Below are 15,214 nucleotides of genomic sequence, written 5' to 3'. Positions count from 1 at the left end.
CGGGCCGCAGCAATCGCGAGTTCCTGACGGTGACCACGTGCGCCTGGATCCTGCCATCCACCGGCTCCGGACCGTAGCGTCGCGCGATGGCCTCGGTACGCGCCGCAGTTGCTTCGGCAAGGTCCGTACCGGGACGCTGTTCGATCTCGCTGCGCAACGGCGTCGCGGGCGCCTCCCTGCCGAGGAGATCCGTTCGGCAGGGAGGCCGGTCGCGTCGCGGATCAGGCCCTACACGGTGGTGATCTTGCCGTCCCACTCGCCGCCGGCCGGGACGGAGGCGTGCTGGTGGATCAGTTCCCAGCCGTTCTCGTGCCGTTCGAAGCAGTCGGTCTGCCGGGCCATGACGTGCTTGGTGGAGCCGTTCTTGAGCGCGATGTTCGTGCTCTGCACCGTACAGACGATGCCCATGTCCCCGTTGACCTTCGCGTCCAGTTCGAGGATCTCGACGTTGCAGGACTCGAAGTTGGCGAAGGTGTCGTCGAACAGCTTGCGCGCCGGGGCGACGCCCCTGGACGCGAACGGGGGGATGTCGAACCACAGCACGTCGGACGCCCAGTGCCGGGTGCTCTGTGCACCGGTCATCGACGCCGCCATCTCGCGGACGATGGCGATGATGGCTTCCTTGTCCTGCTCGGTCGTCGTCATGACGTTGCTCCCTTCGTCTCGCGGCCGTGATCGGCCGCTACGGACAACCCTGCGGCGTGCCGTCAGGGGAGGTGCAAGACCCGCCCCCGCGGGGGGATCTCCCCTGAGGGGAGATCCCCTGCCCAGTGCACGCCGTGAGCGCTGCACATCGGGGGTTTCCTCCGTGAGGCCGGCCGCTCAGAGGGCCGCCAGGGTGCGGATGCGGTCGGCGTAGGCCCGTCGGGCGGCTCCGGACCGGGGGGCGAGGCGGTCCCATCCGTGCGGGACCCCGGGATGGACGTGCAGCTCGACGGGGACGCCCGCAGCGGCCAGGCGCACTGCGTAGCCGATGTCCTCGTCGCGGAAGATGTCGAGGTCACCGGTGTCGATGTAGGCGGGGGCCAGTCCGGTGAAGTCGGTCAGGCGGGCCGGTGCGGCGATCGGGGAGACGTCCGCGGTGTCGAACGTGTCGCCGAGAACCGCCTTCCAGGCGGTGTAGTTGTCGTCGTAGGTCCAGGTCAGGAAGGGTTCGCGGGCTGGGTCGGGGGTCTGGTTGCGGTCGTCGAGCATGGGATAGACCAGGATCTGACGGGCCAGGGGGATGTGCCGGTCGCGGGCCAGGACGGCGGTGGCCGCGGCGGGTGCGCCGCCGCCGCTGTCGCCCATCACCGCGATGCGTGCGGTGTCCACGGCCAGTTCGTGCGCGTGGTCGGTGAGCCAGGTCAGGCCGGCGAAGACGTCCTCGGCGAGCATGGTGCCGGTCGCCTCGGGGGCCAGGCGGTAGCCGACGGACAGGAACGGCACCCGGCTGTGCGCGACGTACCAGGCGAGCAGGGTGTCGTAGGCGTCCAGGTCGCCCAGGATCATGCCGCCGCCGTGGGCGTAGAGCACGGCCGGGCCGGGCGCTGTGGTCTCGCCGGTGGTGTACCAGCGCAGTTCGATCCGGGCGCCGTCGGGCGCCGTGGCGAAGTAGGTCGCGGTCCTGATCCCGGTGACCGGGGGGACCAGGGCCGCCATCGCGGCCTGGCCGAGGCTGCCGACCTCGCGAATCGACCTCCAGTCCCCGCGCTCGCGGGCGGGTACGCCGGCGGCCTGCCCGGCGCGGGCGGCCAGCAGGGGGACGAGTTCGGGGTCGAGGGTGTAGTTCATGGGAAGTGGTTCCCGCTTTCCACAGGTGGACGGATGGGGGGGCACCGAAGTGGCGCCCGCGGTCCGGCGGGCCGGTCCGCGTGCGCCGCGGGCCTCGGGCGGGCCGGACACGGCGGTGTCTGTCAGTACGGGGAGGGCTGGTTGCGGATCACGGCGAGGCTGACGATCTTGCCGTCGCGCACGCTGAAGTAGTCCGACATCACCAGCTCGGCCGGCAGGTCGGTCTTGTCGTAGGTCCCGTCGTAGCGCGAGCGCACGATGGTCTGGCCGTAGTGCGCGACGACCTCGATCGGCTCCATCGTGACGTGGTCGCCGATCATCTCCTTCTCGGCCCAGGCCCGGATGGCTGCGATACCGCTGATCTCACGGCGCGCGTCGTTGACGTAGGCGTCCTCGGCGAAGGCGGCGACCATCCGGTCCAGGTCGAAGGCGTTGACCGCCGCCAGGTACTCGGCGACGACGGGCGGCAGGGCGGTGCTCGTGGGCGTGTTCATCGTTTCGGCTCCCTTCGGCCGGCGGCCCGGTCGACCGCCTGCACCCAGGCTCGCGCGTGCTCCCACGAGAGGTGCAAGCCCCGCGCGCGCCCGTGCATCTCCCCCTGGGGGAGGTGGCACAGTGGCAGGCATGGACGCGACACTGCCGATCGGGGACTTCGCCAGGTCCACGCACCTGAGCGTGAAGACGCTGCGCTACTACCACCAGGTGGGCCTGCTGGAACCGGACGAGGTGGACCGGCACACCGGCCACCGCTACTACACCACCGCGCAGATCCCGACCGCGCAGATCATCCGCCGCTTCCGCGCCCTGGACATGCCGGTCGAGCAGATCGCCAAGGTGCTGGCCGCCCCCGACCTGGACACCCGCAACGCGCTGCTGGCCGCGCACCTGAACCAGATGGAGCAGCAGTTGGCGCGCAGCCAGTCCGCGGTCGCCTCGCTGCGCGACCTGCTCACCGGCCCGCCGGGCGGCACCCGGGCCGAGATCGGGCGCCGCAGCGTTCCGGCCACGCCGGCGGCTGCGGTCACCGAGACGGTGGACGTCGCCGAGGCGTTGACCTGGTACCAGGGTGCGCTCGGTGAGATCTACGCGACGCTCGACGCCCAGGCACTGGCCGCTGACGCACCGTCTGGCGGGATCTTCAGCACCGACCTGTTCACCCACGGGCACGGACCGGCGACGATCTTCGTACCCTGCGCCGGACCGCTGCGCCCCATCGGCCGGGTCGACGCGCTGGTCATCCCGGCGGTCGAGTTGGCGACGATCGTGCACCGCGGCCCGCATACGAATATCGACCTGGCTTACGGAGCCCTCGGCACGTATGTCGCTGAACATGCCTCGCCGTGGACGGCCCGATCCGCGAGTACTACCCCGTCGGGCGCCACGAGAGCGCAGAGGCGGCCGAGTGGCGCACCGAGATCTGCTGGCCGATCTTCCACACCGGACCGTCGCCCGACGAACCCGCAGCACGCACGAACGAAGGCGGCGATTGAGAGCCGTCCGGCCGATCACGTGACTGTCTCCTCATCGAGTCGAGGAACGCTTGCCTCTACAGGCGGGCTACGATCTCTTCGTCTATCAGGGCTGTGATAGAGGTTCGCTGGGAGCCGCCCCCTTCCACGTGGGCGGTTACGGTTACCACCGCTTCCTTGTCCGGGGAGATGATGCAGAGCTGGCCGTAGAGGCCTGCCATTTTGTACGTCTTCTCCCCAGAGGTGCACCAGACGCCGAGGCCGTAGCTGTCCGAGAGGCGGAAGCCTTCGTCTGTGGGGTCCTGCATGGTCGGGACGGTCTCTGTCGCGATTCGTGCGCAGTATTCGGCGGGGACCAGCTGGCGGCCCTCGTGGCGGCCCTCGTCGAGCAGGAGGCGGCCGAAGCGGGCCAGTTCGGACGTCCTCAGGTGGAGGGCGGTCTCCGCCACCGGGTGGCCGAGGGGGCAGGTGTGCCACTGGGGGTTGTGGATGCCCAGCGGGGTGAAGAGGCGGGGCAGCAGGTAGTCGCGGACGTTGGCGCCGGTCGCGGCGCGCAGGGCGCGGGCCGCTATGTACGGGCCGATGCCGGTGTAGCTGAAATACGTGCCGGGCTTGTGCGCGAGCGGGGTCGCGAAGAAGTCAGCGGCCAGGTCGGGGACCACGACGGGGTCGTAGGCGGACCAGAAGTACGGGCTGCCGGACGTCATCATGAGCAAGTGCCGGAGCGTGACCTGCTCCAGGCCGGGCGCGGCGGAGCCGGCCAGCTCGGGGTAGTAGGTGAGGGCGGGGTCGTCCAGGGCGAGGCGACCCTCGGCTTCGGCGATGCCGAGCGCCACGGAGGTAAAGGTCTTCGAGACGGACCGCACGTCGACCCGGTCGTCCGAGCGGAGCCTGCGTTCGACCGGCTCGGCACCGCGGCGGTAGATGTGCACTCCGTAGAGTTGCATGCCCTCTCGCTCGGCGGACCGGACCAGAGCGTCAATGAGTTCTCGCATGGCGGGAAGCCTAATAGCGGGGTCTGACATTCCCGGCTGTCTGCGCCGCGTCACCATGGCCCCGCCCGGATGGACCGGTGTGTCTGGCATCTGCTCAGTTGAGTTCAGGGCCGCCGCCGGAAGGGGGCGAGCGTGGCGCGCACGAGACTGGCGCGCACGCATCCCGACCCCTGCATTGCCCCGGGAGGGGGTGGCCGCTGTTGACGAGGTGCGCGGGTGCCTCGCCGCGTGGGGCAGCGGGGGCACCCGCGTCGGTCACGACGGCAGGGCAGATTTCACCGCTCTGCGCGGTCGTGGTGGGCGGCGACCTGGCGGACGGCTTCGGCGACGGTGGGGGCGTCCTTCTTCAGGATCGTGTCGTGGTTGCTGGCGACCTTGGCGCTGATCTCGATGTTCGGGTTGCCGGCGACCACCCCGTCGAGGCTGGCGCGGATCCGTTCCTGTTCGTCGCCCTTGCTTCCCAGGGACGTTCCCGAGGCGACCACGTATCGCGTCGGGACGGTGATGGTGTCCAGTACGGGCCCCAACTCGCGTCTGCGGGCGAGCCTGCCGAGTTCGATGTTGCAGTCCGCCATCTGTGCGGCGGTCATCCGCGGCGTCAGGCCGGTCGGGCGCAGTAGCGGCATGAACAGGTTCAGCCGGCGGAAGGTCCTGCGGATCCGCTGCTCCATGGCCTGGTCCAGCCAGTCGTGCGGTTGGGCGCCCTCCACCAGGACCGCGCCCAGGGCGCGGTCGGGGTTGCGGCCGGTCCAGTGCGCCGCGACGAACGCTCCGTAGGACCAGCCCACCACCAGCACCCGGTCCACCTCCCTGGCCGCGAGCACGGCGTCGACGTCACGGACGACGGCCTCGAAGGAGTAGTCGGCCGAGCGCTTCGACTTCCTGCCGCGGGCCCGCTCGTCGTAGGTGATGTGCCGCCACCCGGTGCCCAATTCGGCGATGACGTGCCGCCAGTACCCCTGGGTGGCGAACTGGCCGTTGAGGTAGACCACGGGGATGCCGGGGCCACCGGTGTCGGTGACGGCCAGGGCCGTGTCGTCGACCGGGACCATGCCGGTCCACGCCGGGACGGTCGGGGAGGTTGTGTTCGTCGCCATGTGTCTCTCCAGGTCAGGTGTTGCGTGGGTGTCGGGTCAGGGTGCGGACAGGTCGAGTTGGAACTCGCAGGTGCGTCGGTAGGAGCGGAAGCCCAGCTTGTGGTTGACCGCGAGCATGTGGACGTTGTCCTCGGCGTTGTCGGTCTCGACCTCGACGACATGGGGGTGCTCGGCCCGCAGCCGGTGCACCATCGCTGCCTTGAGCCACAGCCCCAGGCCGTGGCCGCGGTGCGCGGGTACGACCGCGGTGTCGTACTGCTGGGCCCGTGGCGGCGCGCCGTGGGGGAGCAGGATCTCGGTGTAGCCGGCCATCGTGCCGTCAGCGTGGACGGCGGCGAGGGTCAGCAGCGTGTCGCCGCGATGGGCGACCACCTGGGCCATGGTCCGTACGCGGTCGGCGTCCCAGTCCAGGCTGCCGTAGTCCAGGTCGCCGACGGGCATGTCGTTCATCGCGTTCTTGGCCGTCGCGAAGGCGTCCGCGAGCTCGTCGGGCACCGTTCCGGTCCAGCCGGTCAGTCGGTAGCCGAGGTGCCCGGCAGGGGTGACCTCGGAGATCGTGGCCTCGTCCAGCGCGGCCGGCGCGGCCGGCGCGTCCAGACGCAGGATCAGGTGATCGAGTGTCAGGGCCCGTCGGAAGCCCCACCGCTCGCAGAAGGCCTCACCCGGGCTGTCACCCGGGACTTCGACCACCAGGCTGCGCCGCTTCTCGGTGCGGCAGGCCGCCACGACGGTCGACAGCAGGCGTGAGCCGGTTCCCCGGCGCCGGTGCGCCGGGTCGACGTGGAGTTCCAGTTCGGCCAGGTGGTCCCGCCCTGGTGAGGTGAACAGCCGCAGGCCCGCGACGGCGACCGGGAGGCCACCGGGCCCGGTCGCCGTCCAGGCCAGCCGATGACTGTCCAGGGCCGGCTTGGTGAGCTGTGCATGGACCTTCCCGGGCCCGGGAGGCGGGACTCCGGGCAGGTCGTGGGCCATGGAGGCGGCGAGGACCTGGTGCCATCCGGCGGCGTGGACGGCCGAGACGTGATGGAGCGGCGTGAGGTGGACGGAGTCGGACACGGCGGTACTCCCGGAGTCGAGCGGGGTGGTGAAGTGCTCTGAAGCTAGGGGAGCGTGACGACCGGGCGCATCGGTCGCCATGACGTAACGCGACCCCCGGCAGGGCGGGAGCGTTGGGTAGGGTGACCGCATGCTGTACGGGCGGGGGGCCGAGCAGGAGCGGATACGCCGGCTGCTCGAGGGTGCCCGCGAGGGCGCGAGCAGCGCGCTGGTGATCCACGGTGAGGCCGGGATCGGCAAGACGGCGCTGCTCGGGTACGCCGCCGACCTCGCGGCGCCGGGGCGGGTGCTGCGGACCGTGGGCATCGAATCGGAGATGGAACTGGCCTTCGGGGGCCTGCACGGGCTGCTGACACCGGTTGCCGACCATGTGGACCGACTGCCCCGACCGCAGGCCGCCGCTCTGAGGGCGGCGTTCGGGCTGTCCGGTGAGGTGGTGGGCGACCGGCTCGCCCTGGCAGTGGCGGTGCTGACCTGCCTGTCCCAGGCCGCGCGCGGCAGCTCCCTGCTGTGCCTGATCGACGACGCCCAGTGGCTGGACCAGGCGTCACTGGACGCCCTGACGTTCGCTGCCCGCCGGCTCCACAGCCAGGGCGTGGTGATGCTGTTCGCCCTGCGTGACAGCGTTCCGGGTGGTCAGATCACCGGCCTGGCGCGGCTGCGGCTGCCCGGCATCGACTCCGCGGCCGCCGAGGCTCTGCTGACCGACCGCGTCGCGGATCTGTCGCCGAACGCGCGGGGCCAGATCGTTGAGCAGGCGCAGGGCAATCCGCTGGCGCTGCTGGAGCTTCCCACGGCGCTCACCGCCGAACAGCGGGCCGGCCGGCTGAATCCGGTCACCCTCCCCGCCGGGCCGGGGTCGCCCACCAGTCGGATCCAGGAGACCTTCCAGGAGCAGCTTCGGCGGCTGCCCGACGCCACCCGGGCCATGCTGCTGGTGGCCGCTGCTGACGACTCCGGCGGCCTGGACCTGGTTCTGCGGGCATCGACCCGGTTCGGTGCCACGGTGGAGGACCTGGAACCGGCCGAACGCGCCACGCTCATCGTGCTGACCGAGGACACCCTCTCCTTCCGCCATCCCCTCATCAGATCGGTCACCTACCAGGACACCCCGCTTGCCCGGCGGCTGGCGGCCCACCGGGCGTTGGCCGACGCGTTGGGCGACACCATGCCCGGCGACCAGCAGGCCGACCGCCGGGCCTGGCACCTGGCCGCCGCGACCACCGGAACCGACGATCACGTCGCCGACGCCATGGTGAGCGTCGCGCGAAGGGCCGGAGGCCGGCAGGGGACGGCCTCGGCCTCGGCCGCCTACGAACGCGCGGCGCAACTGACCACGGTGCCGGCCCGACGCGCCCGACTGCTTGCCTCGGCAGCCTTCACCTCGGCCGAGGCCGGGCAGTTCCACCGCACCGCGGCCCTCACCGACCGGATCAACGCGCTCGCCCTGGACCCGGCGATGCTCGCCGACTTCGCCCGGGTCCGGGCCATCGTGGAGCTGGACCGCGGGACGCCGCACCAGGCCACGCGGATCCTCCTGGAATGCATGGACCGGCTCGCCTCTTCCGCCGACCTGGCACCGGTACTGGCCGAGGCCGTATCGACGGCGCAGTCGTCGGGTGACCGCTCGTTGATGAGCGAAGTCGGGTCGCGGATCCCCGCCTTGTCGCGCCACTCGATCGCCAGGGTGATGGCGGATCCCTGCGGCACCGGTTCCGGATACCCGAGGAGGCCGGCACCGGCCCGGGACGCCGGATTCGCCGAGCGGATCCTGGCCGGGACCTACGGCCAGCTGGTCGCCGATCACCACACCGCCCTGGAGCTCGCCGCCGCCTGCGTACGTGACTGCCGGGACCACGACGTGGTCGGCTGGCTCCCCACCTCGTTGCACCTTCTCGCCGAGGCCCAACTCTCCCTGGGGCTGCACGAAGAGGCCCATGCAACCGCCACCGAGGGGCTCGCCGTCGCCGAGCAGTTCGGCCGCAACCACCGGGCCGCCTATCTGCGTGGAACCCTGGCGACACTGGCCGCGCTCCGGGGGAACCAGGAGCACTGCACCGGCCTGGGCGACCGGGCCCTGCGCTACGCCGACGCCCACGGGATCGAGCTGGCCGCCGCACACGCGCATCGGGCACTCGGCCTGCTCGGCCTTGGCCTGGGCCAGGTGGAGGACGCGCTCAGCCACCTGGAGGCCGCCGGCGCCCGGGTGGAGCACCCGCTCCTGTCGGCCCGGCTCCTGCCCGATCTCGTGGAGGCCGCCATCCGCGCGGGACAGCCCGACCGTGCGACGCAGCCGGCGCTGGCGCTGGCCGCATGGGCAAAGGCTGCGGGCCACCCTGCTGCTGTCGCGCTCTCCGAACGCTGCCAGGCCATCAGCGGCCCGGACGATCAGACCGAACAGCACTTCACCACCGCCCTGCACCTGCACGGTGAAGGCTCGGCCCAACCGTTCGAGCGGGCCCGCACCGAGCTGCTGTACGGGGAATGGCTGCGCCGTGAGAGGCGTCGAACCCACGCTCGCCACCAGCTTCACGCCGCACTGGAGACGTTCGAGGGACTCGGCGCCCAGCCGTGGGCGTCCAGGGCCCGCACCGAACTCCAGGCCAGCGGTGGGGCCGCCGACTCCGGCGGTTCCGCGAACACGGCGATCAGCCGGCTCAGCCCGCAGGAGCGGGAAGTCGTGCGACTTGCGGCCACCGGAGCCACCAACCGTGAGATCGCCGCCCAGCTCTTCCTGAGCCCCAGGACGGTCGGTCACCATCTCTACCGCGCCTTCCCCAAACTCGGCATCAACTCCCGCACCGAACTCGCTCAGGCCCTCGACGGGCCCTGGAGCGGATGACGGCATCCGCATCCGTCGTCCGGTTCGACGGTGCAGGTCAGGGGCGAGGACTCCGGCGGGGGCTGTGTGCCCACCGTCGATGGTGCTCACGTGATCGGTGCGGCAACGGCTTCTCAGAGGTGGTCGAGTACCTGCTTCAGTTCACTGATCAGCGCGGTCGCCCCCGCTGCGGCCAGTCGGTCCGCCGGCATCAGGGCGGTGTAGCCGAGGACGTCCATCCCGGCCGCGCGAGCGGCGAGGACGCCGTTGGGACTGTCCTCGACGACCAGGCAGTCACGCGGGGCCACGCCCATCCTCCGCGCGGCGTACAGGAAGAGGTCCGGGGCCGGCTTGCCGACGCCGGCGACGTCCTCGGCGCTGAACACCACCGGGGCCGGCAGGTGCTCGCGCAGGCCGGAGCGTTCCAGGGTCAGGTCTATCCACGCGTGGTCCGACGAGGAGGCCAGGCAGTAGGGCAGCTCCCGGCGAGCAAGTTCCACGAGCAGTTCGGCAGCACCGGGCGCGGCGTCGACGCCGGTCTGGAACGCGGCGAACACCCGGTCGTGGCAACGGTCGGTGAAGTCCTCGGGAAGGGTGCCGCCGAAGCGGTCGGCGACCACCGCGTGGACGTTGCGACCGGCGTTGCCGAGGAAGTACTGGAACGACTCGGCGAGCGTCGTCGGGTATCCGAGCTCCGTAAGGTAGCCGGAGAGCACACCGTGAGCTGTGGTCTCGCTGTCGACGAGCGTCCCGTCGTTGTCAAAGATCACCATCTTGTAGGTCATCCCGGCAGGCTATAAGAGGTCCGCACGGCACCTCACCAGCGCAGCTCCCCGACGACGACGGTGACCGCACGCCCGGTCAGAACGCCCCGATGCCCGACCGACAGCCTCGCTCCCGACCCGCGCCGACGAACCCGTCAGCGCGTGACATCAAGCTCGGTACTGCACCCGGAGGGGTTCATTGCCTAGGATCGACCACCCTGGGAGCAGATGGTCCAGCTGGGGGCGTCGGTCGACCCGGCCTGACGGGCGGTCAGTGCGCCGGCGCCGGCGCACACCACGATCCCTTCGACTACGGTGTCAGCACGATCCTGCCGAAGACCTCACCCGCATCCATCTTCCGGTGCGCCAGCACGGCTGCGTCCAGTGGCAGCACCTCGTGCACCACTGTTTCGATCTCACCCCGGCCTGCTGCGGCGAACTGCTCGCTCCGTACGGCACGGCGGTCGGCCCCGGGGACGGTGGCGGCGCTGAAAGCGGCGAAGGACATCGACTTCTGGAACGCCGCCATGATCTTCATGCCGAAGTCCGCCGGTGGCTGGCCTGCGACAGCGCCCACGGCCACCATGCGGCCGTTCGGGTTGAGCCGGTCGAAGAACGACGGCAGGCCCTTGCCGGCCACCACGTCGATGATGACGTCGTACCCTCCAGGAGCCGGGCCTCCTCCGTCGCCGGAGCGGTCCAGCACCCGGGTCGCGCCGAGACCTCGCAGCCGCTCGCCGCGCTCGGCCGAGGAAGTGGTAACCGCCACCGCGGCTGCGCCGCCGCGAGCGGCGAGTTGCACGACCATGATCCCGATGCTGCCGGCCGCACCACGCACCAGGACCGTCTCCCCGGGAGCGAAGTGGGCGTGGCGCAGCCCGAAGTGGGCCACCACGCCGGCACTGCCCAGGGTCACCGCATCGACTGCGGACAGGTTCACCGGCAGCGGAACGATCTCCTCGACCGGTGCCAGCGCCTGCTCCACATAGCCTCCGCCGGTGCCCGTGAAGGCCCACACCAGCCTGCCGATCCACGAGGCGTCGACGCCGTCACCGACCGCGGTCACCGTGCCTGCCACCTCGCTGCCCGGAATGTGGCCCACCGTGAAGCCGTAGGCGGCCAGGGCCCCGCTGCGGATCACAGTGTCGACGCCACCGACGCCCACGGCCTCGGTGGCGACCACCACCTGCCCGGCAGCAGGTGCGGGAGCCGGCAGGTCGACAACAGCCAGACCGTCAGGGCCTCCGTACGTCTGGATCGCGATGGCCTTCACTGTCGTCTCCCGATCTCGATGAGCTGCTACGTCGCGGACGCTAACGGACGCCCCCGTCCGCTTGGCTAAAGTGAGAGCATGATCGACCGTTTGCCTCACACCCTGCGCTCCGATGCGCTGGACAACCGCGAACGCATCCTCGACGCGGCCCGAGCTCTGTTCTCCGCTGACGGCCTGGGCGTGCCGATGCGGGAGATCGCACGGTGTGCGGGGGTCGGCCCTGCCACCTTGTACCGTCACTTTCCGACCAAGCAGGTGCTGGCCACCGAAGCCTTCGCGGACCAGTTGCGCGCATGCCGCACCATCGTCGACCAGGGGTGCGCCGATCCCGATCCGTGGCGTGGCCTCTGCCTGGTGATCGAGAAGATCTGTGAGCTGCACGCGCGGGATCGGGGTTTGGGCGAAGCCTTTCTGACGGCCTTTCCAGGGGCGCCGGATGTCGCGGGCCGCGAGTACACGGTGAAGACGGTCGCCGGACTGGCCCAGCGGGCCAAGGACGCACGGCACCTGCGGTCCGACTTCGTCCTGGACGACCTCATTCTCATCCTCATGGCCAACAAGGGGATCCACACCAGATCGACCGACACCCAGGTGACGGCCTCCCGACGCTTCGCAGGGCTGGCCATCCAGGCGTTGAAAGCCTCACCTCAGCACGCACCGCTGCCACCAGCGGCACGACTGGTCTCGACGCCCAGTTGACGGCCGATGGGCGGGAGAGGGGGCAGCTGAGGCCAGGGCGGCAGTTTCAGCGCCGCGTGCGCCGAGGTCGCCGCGCACGCGGCGCGCCCTGCGCGCGTGGCAGCGCGGCGATGAACGCCACGAGTCCGTCGCGCTGATCGGGGGCCACGGCCCGCAGCGGAAGGGCAGCGAACCCGGACGAACCCAGGCGCAGGTACCACAGCGCTCCGCTCTTACCCGCGACACACGCCTCGTCCGGTCGGCACTCATGCGTGACGCCCGACTGGAACTCGATGCGGACGACCGTCGGGTTCGCGGTGAAGGTCATCGGCTTCAGCCCGGGATAGTCGGATCCGCGTTTTATCCGAGCCACCGAGAAGCCGACGTATGCGGGGGGAAGGAGACAGTAGACGGTCAAACCGAGGTAGATGAGGGCGGGCACGGTGCTGCGCGCGGTGTGGCTGAAATACAGCGCAGCCGAAACCACCAGGCCGAAGGCCGCCGCTCGAGGCATCACCCAGATGTAGAGCCGCGGCGCTGCGAGCCAGGCGATCCGTCGGCACTCGCCGAGAGTGAGCGTGAAATGTGCCGTGACGTCGAGCCCTGGTGCGTCGCCGACCTTCATGTGTCCCCCCGAGCTCCCCCAGCCCCAGCCCACGACTCCGAGGGTAGGGCTTCGGGTCCGGGAAGAACAGCGCGTCGTGGCGTTCGACGAGGGCGGGCATCACGCGCTGCCGTGGGTGAGTGCTGCACGCACGGCGTCGCGGAGAGTGGTGGCCGCGCGACCGATCAGACGCGGGAGGTCGTCACTGTCGGTGTACAGCTCGCCTCGCGCCAAGCCGGCGTCGGCATCGGCCAGAATCTTCGCCAGCTCGGCCGGCAGTCCGGCCCCGATGAGCGCCTCAGCGTAGGCGTCGACCGGCAGATCCTGGTAGGCGATCTGCGTACCGAGCTCCTCGCTGATTATGGCGGCCAGGTCGGACAGAGTGAACGGCTCGCCACCGAGTTCGTAGGTGGATCCCTCGTGGCCGTCCTGGGTCAGCACGACCGCTGCTGCGTCTGCCAGGTCACGGCGGCTCGTGCCGCTGACGGCGCCGTCGCGCGCACTGCCCAGCAGCACCCCGTGCCGGCGGATCAGCGGGAGTTGGCCGGTGTAGTTCTCCAAGTACCACCCGTTGCGCAGGATGACGAACGGAACTTCGCTCTCGCGCAGGTACTCCTCGGTTCGACGGTGCTCCTCGGCGAGCCGCATCCGCGCCGTGTCAGCGTTCAGCGTGCTGGTGTAGACGAGTCGCTTGACGCCGCTGGCGCGTGCCGCATCGATGGCACGGCGATGGTTGTCGAACCGCTCGCCCGCGGTGGTGGTGGACACGAGCAGGAGCCGGTCGGCACCCGCGAGGACGGCCTCCAACTGCGCCGGGTCGGCGAAGTCCAGGCGGTGCGTGGTGACGCCGCGTGCGGCGACCGGCTCCAGCTTCGCGACATCCCGACCGGTCGCGATGATGTCGCCGGCGGGTGTACCGGTGTCGAGCAGGCGTTCCACGACGAGACGTCCGAGGTGTCCGGTGGCTCCGGTGATCACAACCGACATGTCTGCTGTCCTTTTCTCGTTGGCTTGGCCGCTCTGAACGGCTCGGCTGCTGCCGTGCGATTCCCATGTCCTGGGCTCGCGAACTACGCTAGAACCTGACATTGATGTGAGAGGCAAGTCGTATGGCGCAGGTCATACGGGCTGGACGGCGGAGCAGCGAGGAGTGGCGGAGATGCGTATCGGTGAGCTCGCGCGACGCAGCAGCGTCAGCGTCAGATCCCTGCGGTACTACGAGGAGCAGGGCCTGATCACGAGCGAGCGCAGCCCCCGCGGGCAGCGGCACTTCCAGGAGGAGGACGTCGAGCGAGTCCTGTTCCTGCAGCGTCTGTACGCCGCGGGACTCTCCAGCCGCACCATTCTGGAGCTGCTGCCCTGCGTGGACTCGCCCAGCGTCGACAACTCCCGGGCCGCGCTCGACCGGATGGCCCAGGAACGCGAGAAGCTCTCGTCCCACATCACCGACATGATCAACGCCCGCGACGCGCTGGACGCGGCGATGGCCCGAGCCCGCCGGGCCCAGCCGGTACAAGGACAACGGCGGACCCGAGTGTCCGCTGCCTAGTCGGCGGAACTCACACAGACCCCCGACGGCCCCCGCGGGGTCTGGCGAGATTTTCGTGCGCGTCCTGGGCAACCCGATCGAGCCCCACTTCGGGCCGCTGCGGCAGTTCACACACGGCGCACCAATGCGGTCAGAGCGCTAATTGTGACCGCCGGACTACGTCGAGAGTTCAGCCTGGCGCGACCACCAGGCCTCGGCGGCGGTCATTGCGTTCTCGGCCTCATGGAGGCTCTTGCCCACGAGCCCCGTGGTGGCAGCCCAGTGCAGGGGTACAAGGGCTAGAGCGCCGGGGAGCCATCGGCGCTCGTCGCGGGTGAGCGGTTCCGCTGCCGTGCTCTCGTAGGCGTCGAGCAGCCGTCGCGGCTTGAGCAGTTCGTCGTCCTGGGCGACGTGGTGGTGCAGGCTGACCGCGATGTCGTACAACCGCTCTCTGACCCGCGCGAAATCCAGGTCGAAGGTGACCCATGAGCCGTCTGCCAGTTCTCCCGCGTTACCCAATTTGTAGTCCCCGTGAATCGGAGCGCAGGGTAGTTCGACCTCCTTTCGGAGCTTGGAGAGCTCGCCGGTCAGGTGGCGCATCCGATGCACGACCGGCTCGCTGCGGGGTCCGAGCGTGCGGCGTGTGAAGCCGACCGAGTAGCGCAGTTGGCGGAAGGTTCTGTGGTCGTCGAGGGGTGCGGGCGCACTGGGCTCCCAGACTGCTTGGAGCGCGGTGTGAAGGCGTCCGAGCTCCTCGAAGAGGCGGAGGTAGGAGTCCTCGTCCGCCTGTGGCTGCACGTGTTCGATGAATTCCTCAGTCTCGGCCCAACGATCTGCGACCCTCAGGAGGTCGCGGTCGAAACTCGGAATCGGCCGAGGGACGCGGACTTGTGTCCGCTGGAGTCGCTCGCGCAGGCGCCGCAGTCCCGCGACCCGCCCGCGGCGGACCCAGGGTCTGTGAATTCGAAGGACTACCGGCGGCTCAGCGTCTATCCGCAGGTTGAGGTTGAACTCACCGCCGATGTCCGCCCATCGGGCCCCGTGCGCGACGCGGGCGATCAGGGCCGAGACGGCCGGGACATCCGGGCTGGCTCTGGGTCCGAACCAGCGCGGCAGAGGAGGCGGAGACGCCCAGGGTTCGATTCCGGTCATGGCA

Annotated in this window: 15 protein-coding genes; 4 read left to right on the top strand and 11 right to left on the bottom strand. The window is 70.3% G+C overall.

Annotated elements, in window-relative coordinates; genetic code table 11:
- Nucleotides 1–228: 228 nt before the first annotated feature.
- From ABUW04_RS03880 to ABUW04_RS03870, 3 genes are all read right to left on the bottom strand, one after another.
- Nucleotides 229–645 (bottom strand): YybH family protein, encoded by a 417-nt coding sequence (locus tag ABUW04_RS03880; protein ID WP_380562690.1) that lies wholly within the window; start codon nt 643–645, stop codon nt 229–231.
- A gap of 177 nt (nt 646–822) precedes the next feature.
- Complete coding sequence (locus ABUW04_RS03875; protein WP_380562688.1) at nt 823–1,773, bottom strand: alpha/beta hydrolase; 951 nt, start codon at nt 1,771–1,773, stop codon at nt 823–825.
- A gap of 122 nt (nt 1,774–1,895) precedes the next feature.
- Complete coding sequence (locus ABUW04_RS03870; RefSeq protein WP_030262922.1) at nt 1,896–2,267, bottom strand: nuclear transport factor 2 family protein; 372 nt, start codon at nt 2,265–2,267, stop codon at nt 1,896–1,898.
- 130 nt (nt 2,268–2,397) lie between these two features.
- Here ABUW04_RS03870 and ABUW04_RS03865 point away from each other — a divergent pair, with 130 nt between their 5' ends.
- On the top strand, nt 2,398–3,360 hold the full coding sequence (locus tag ABUW04_RS03865; protein WP_380562686.1) for a MerR family transcriptional regulator: 963 nt from the start codon (nt 2,398–2,400) through the stop codon (nt 3,358–3,360).
- Here the strand turns inward: ABUW04_RS03865 and ABUW04_RS03860 are convergent.
- The 3 genes from ABUW04_RS03860 to ABUW04_RS03850 form a co-directional block, all read right to left on the bottom strand.
- The gene (locus ABUW04_RS03860) at nt 3,320–4,237 is read right to left on the bottom strand and encodes a serine hydrolase domain-containing protein (protein ID WP_380562684.1); all 918 of its coding nucleotides are present in this window, start codon (nt 4,235–4,237) and stop codon (nt 3,320–3,322) included. The two genes, ABUW04_RS03865 and ABUW04_RS03860, sit on opposite strands and share 41 nt — an antisense overlap.
- Before the next feature lie 275 nt (nt 4,238–4,512).
- Nucleotides 4,513–5,334, bottom strand: a complete 822-nt coding sequence (locus ABUW04_RS03855; RefSeq protein ID WP_380562682.1) for an alpha/beta fold hydrolase — start codon at nt 5,332–5,334, stop codon at nt 4,513–4,515.
- A 36-nt stretch (nt 5,335–5,370) separates the two neighbouring features.
- Nucleotides 5,371–6,390, bottom strand: coding sequence for a GNAT family N-acetyltransferase (locus tag ABUW04_RS03850; protein ID WP_380562680.1), 1,020 nt, complete (start codon nt 6,388–6,390; stop codon nt 5,371–5,373).
- Nucleotides 6,391–6,520: 130 nt separating this feature from the next.
- On the opposite strand from ABUW04_RS03850, the gene ABUW04_RS03845 reads away from it, so the two are divergent.
- Nucleotides 6,521–9,232: an ATP-binding protein gene (locus ABUW04_RS03845; protein ID WP_380562678.1), complete on the top strand. Its 2,712-nt coding sequence runs from the start codon at nt 6,521–6,523 to the stop codon at nt 9,230–9,232.
- 113 nt (nt 9,233–9,345) lie between these two features.
- On the opposite strand, the gene ABUW04_RS03840 is transcribed toward ABUW04_RS03845, so the two are convergent.
- Nucleotides 9,346–9,996, bottom strand: a complete 651-nt coding sequence (locus ABUW04_RS03840; RefSeq protein ID WP_380562676.1) for an HAD family hydrolase — start codon at nt 9,994–9,996, stop codon at nt 9,346–9,348.
- Nucleotides 9,997–10,285: 289 nt separating this feature from the next.
- Nucleotides 10,286–11,248: a zinc-binding dehydrogenase gene (locus tag ABUW04_RS03835; protein WP_380562674.1), complete on the bottom strand. Its 963-nt coding sequence runs from the start codon at nt 11,246–11,248 to the stop codon at nt 10,286–10,288.
- Between the two features lie 78 nt (nt 11,249–11,326).
- On the opposite strand from ABUW04_RS03835, the gene ABUW04_RS03830 reads away from it, so the two are divergent.
- Nucleotides 11,327–11,947, top strand: a complete 621-nt coding sequence (locus ABUW04_RS03830) for a TetR/AcrR family transcriptional regulator (protein WP_380562672.1) — start codon at nt 11,327–11,329, stop codon at nt 11,945–11,947.
- A 46-nt stretch (nt 11,948–11,993) separates the two neighbouring features.
- Here ABUW04_RS03830 and ABUW04_RS03825 read toward each other — a convergent pair whose 3' ends face one another.
- Nucleotides 11,994–12,551: a hypothetical protein gene (locus ABUW04_RS03825; protein ID WP_380562670.1), complete on the bottom strand. Its 558-nt coding sequence runs from the start codon at nt 12,549–12,551 to the stop codon at nt 11,994–11,996.
- Nucleotides 12,552–12,650: 99 nt separating this feature from the next.
- Nucleotides 12,651–13,517 carry an SDR family oxidoreductase gene (locus ABUW04_RS03820; RefSeq protein ID WP_380562668.1) on the bottom strand — a complete coding sequence of 289 codons (867 nt, stop codon included), beginning with the start codon at nt 13,515–13,517 and terminating at the stop codon, nt 12,651–12,653.
- Between the two features lie 172 nt (nt 13,518–13,689).
- On the opposite strand from ABUW04_RS03820, the gene ABUW04_RS03815 reads away from it, so the two are divergent.
- A complete protein-coding gene (locus ABUW04_RS03815) occupies nt 13,690–14,079 on the top strand; it encodes a MerR family transcriptional regulator (RefSeq protein WP_380562666.1) in 390 nt (129 codons plus the stop codon).
- A 156-nt stretch (nt 14,080–14,235) separates the two neighbouring features.
- Here ABUW04_RS03815 and ABUW04_RS03810 read toward each other — a convergent pair whose 3' ends face one another.
- Entirely contained in the window at nt 14,236–15,210 is a 975-nt protein-coding gene (locus ABUW04_RS03810) for a phosphotransferase enzyme family protein (RefSeq protein ID WP_380562664.1), read from the bottom strand.
- Nucleotides 15,211–15,214: the final 4 nt, after the last annotated feature.

Source organism: Streptacidiphilus jeojiensis, assembly GCF_042510965.1.
In the GTDB taxonomy this organism is placed as follows: Bacteria; Actinomycetota; Actinomycetes; order Streptomycetales; family Streptomycetaceae; genus Streptacidiphilus; species Streptacidiphilus jeojiensis.
The sequence above is the reverse complement of the archived record's forward strand: the minus strand, read 5'-3'. Positions and strand labels throughout refer to the sequence as shown.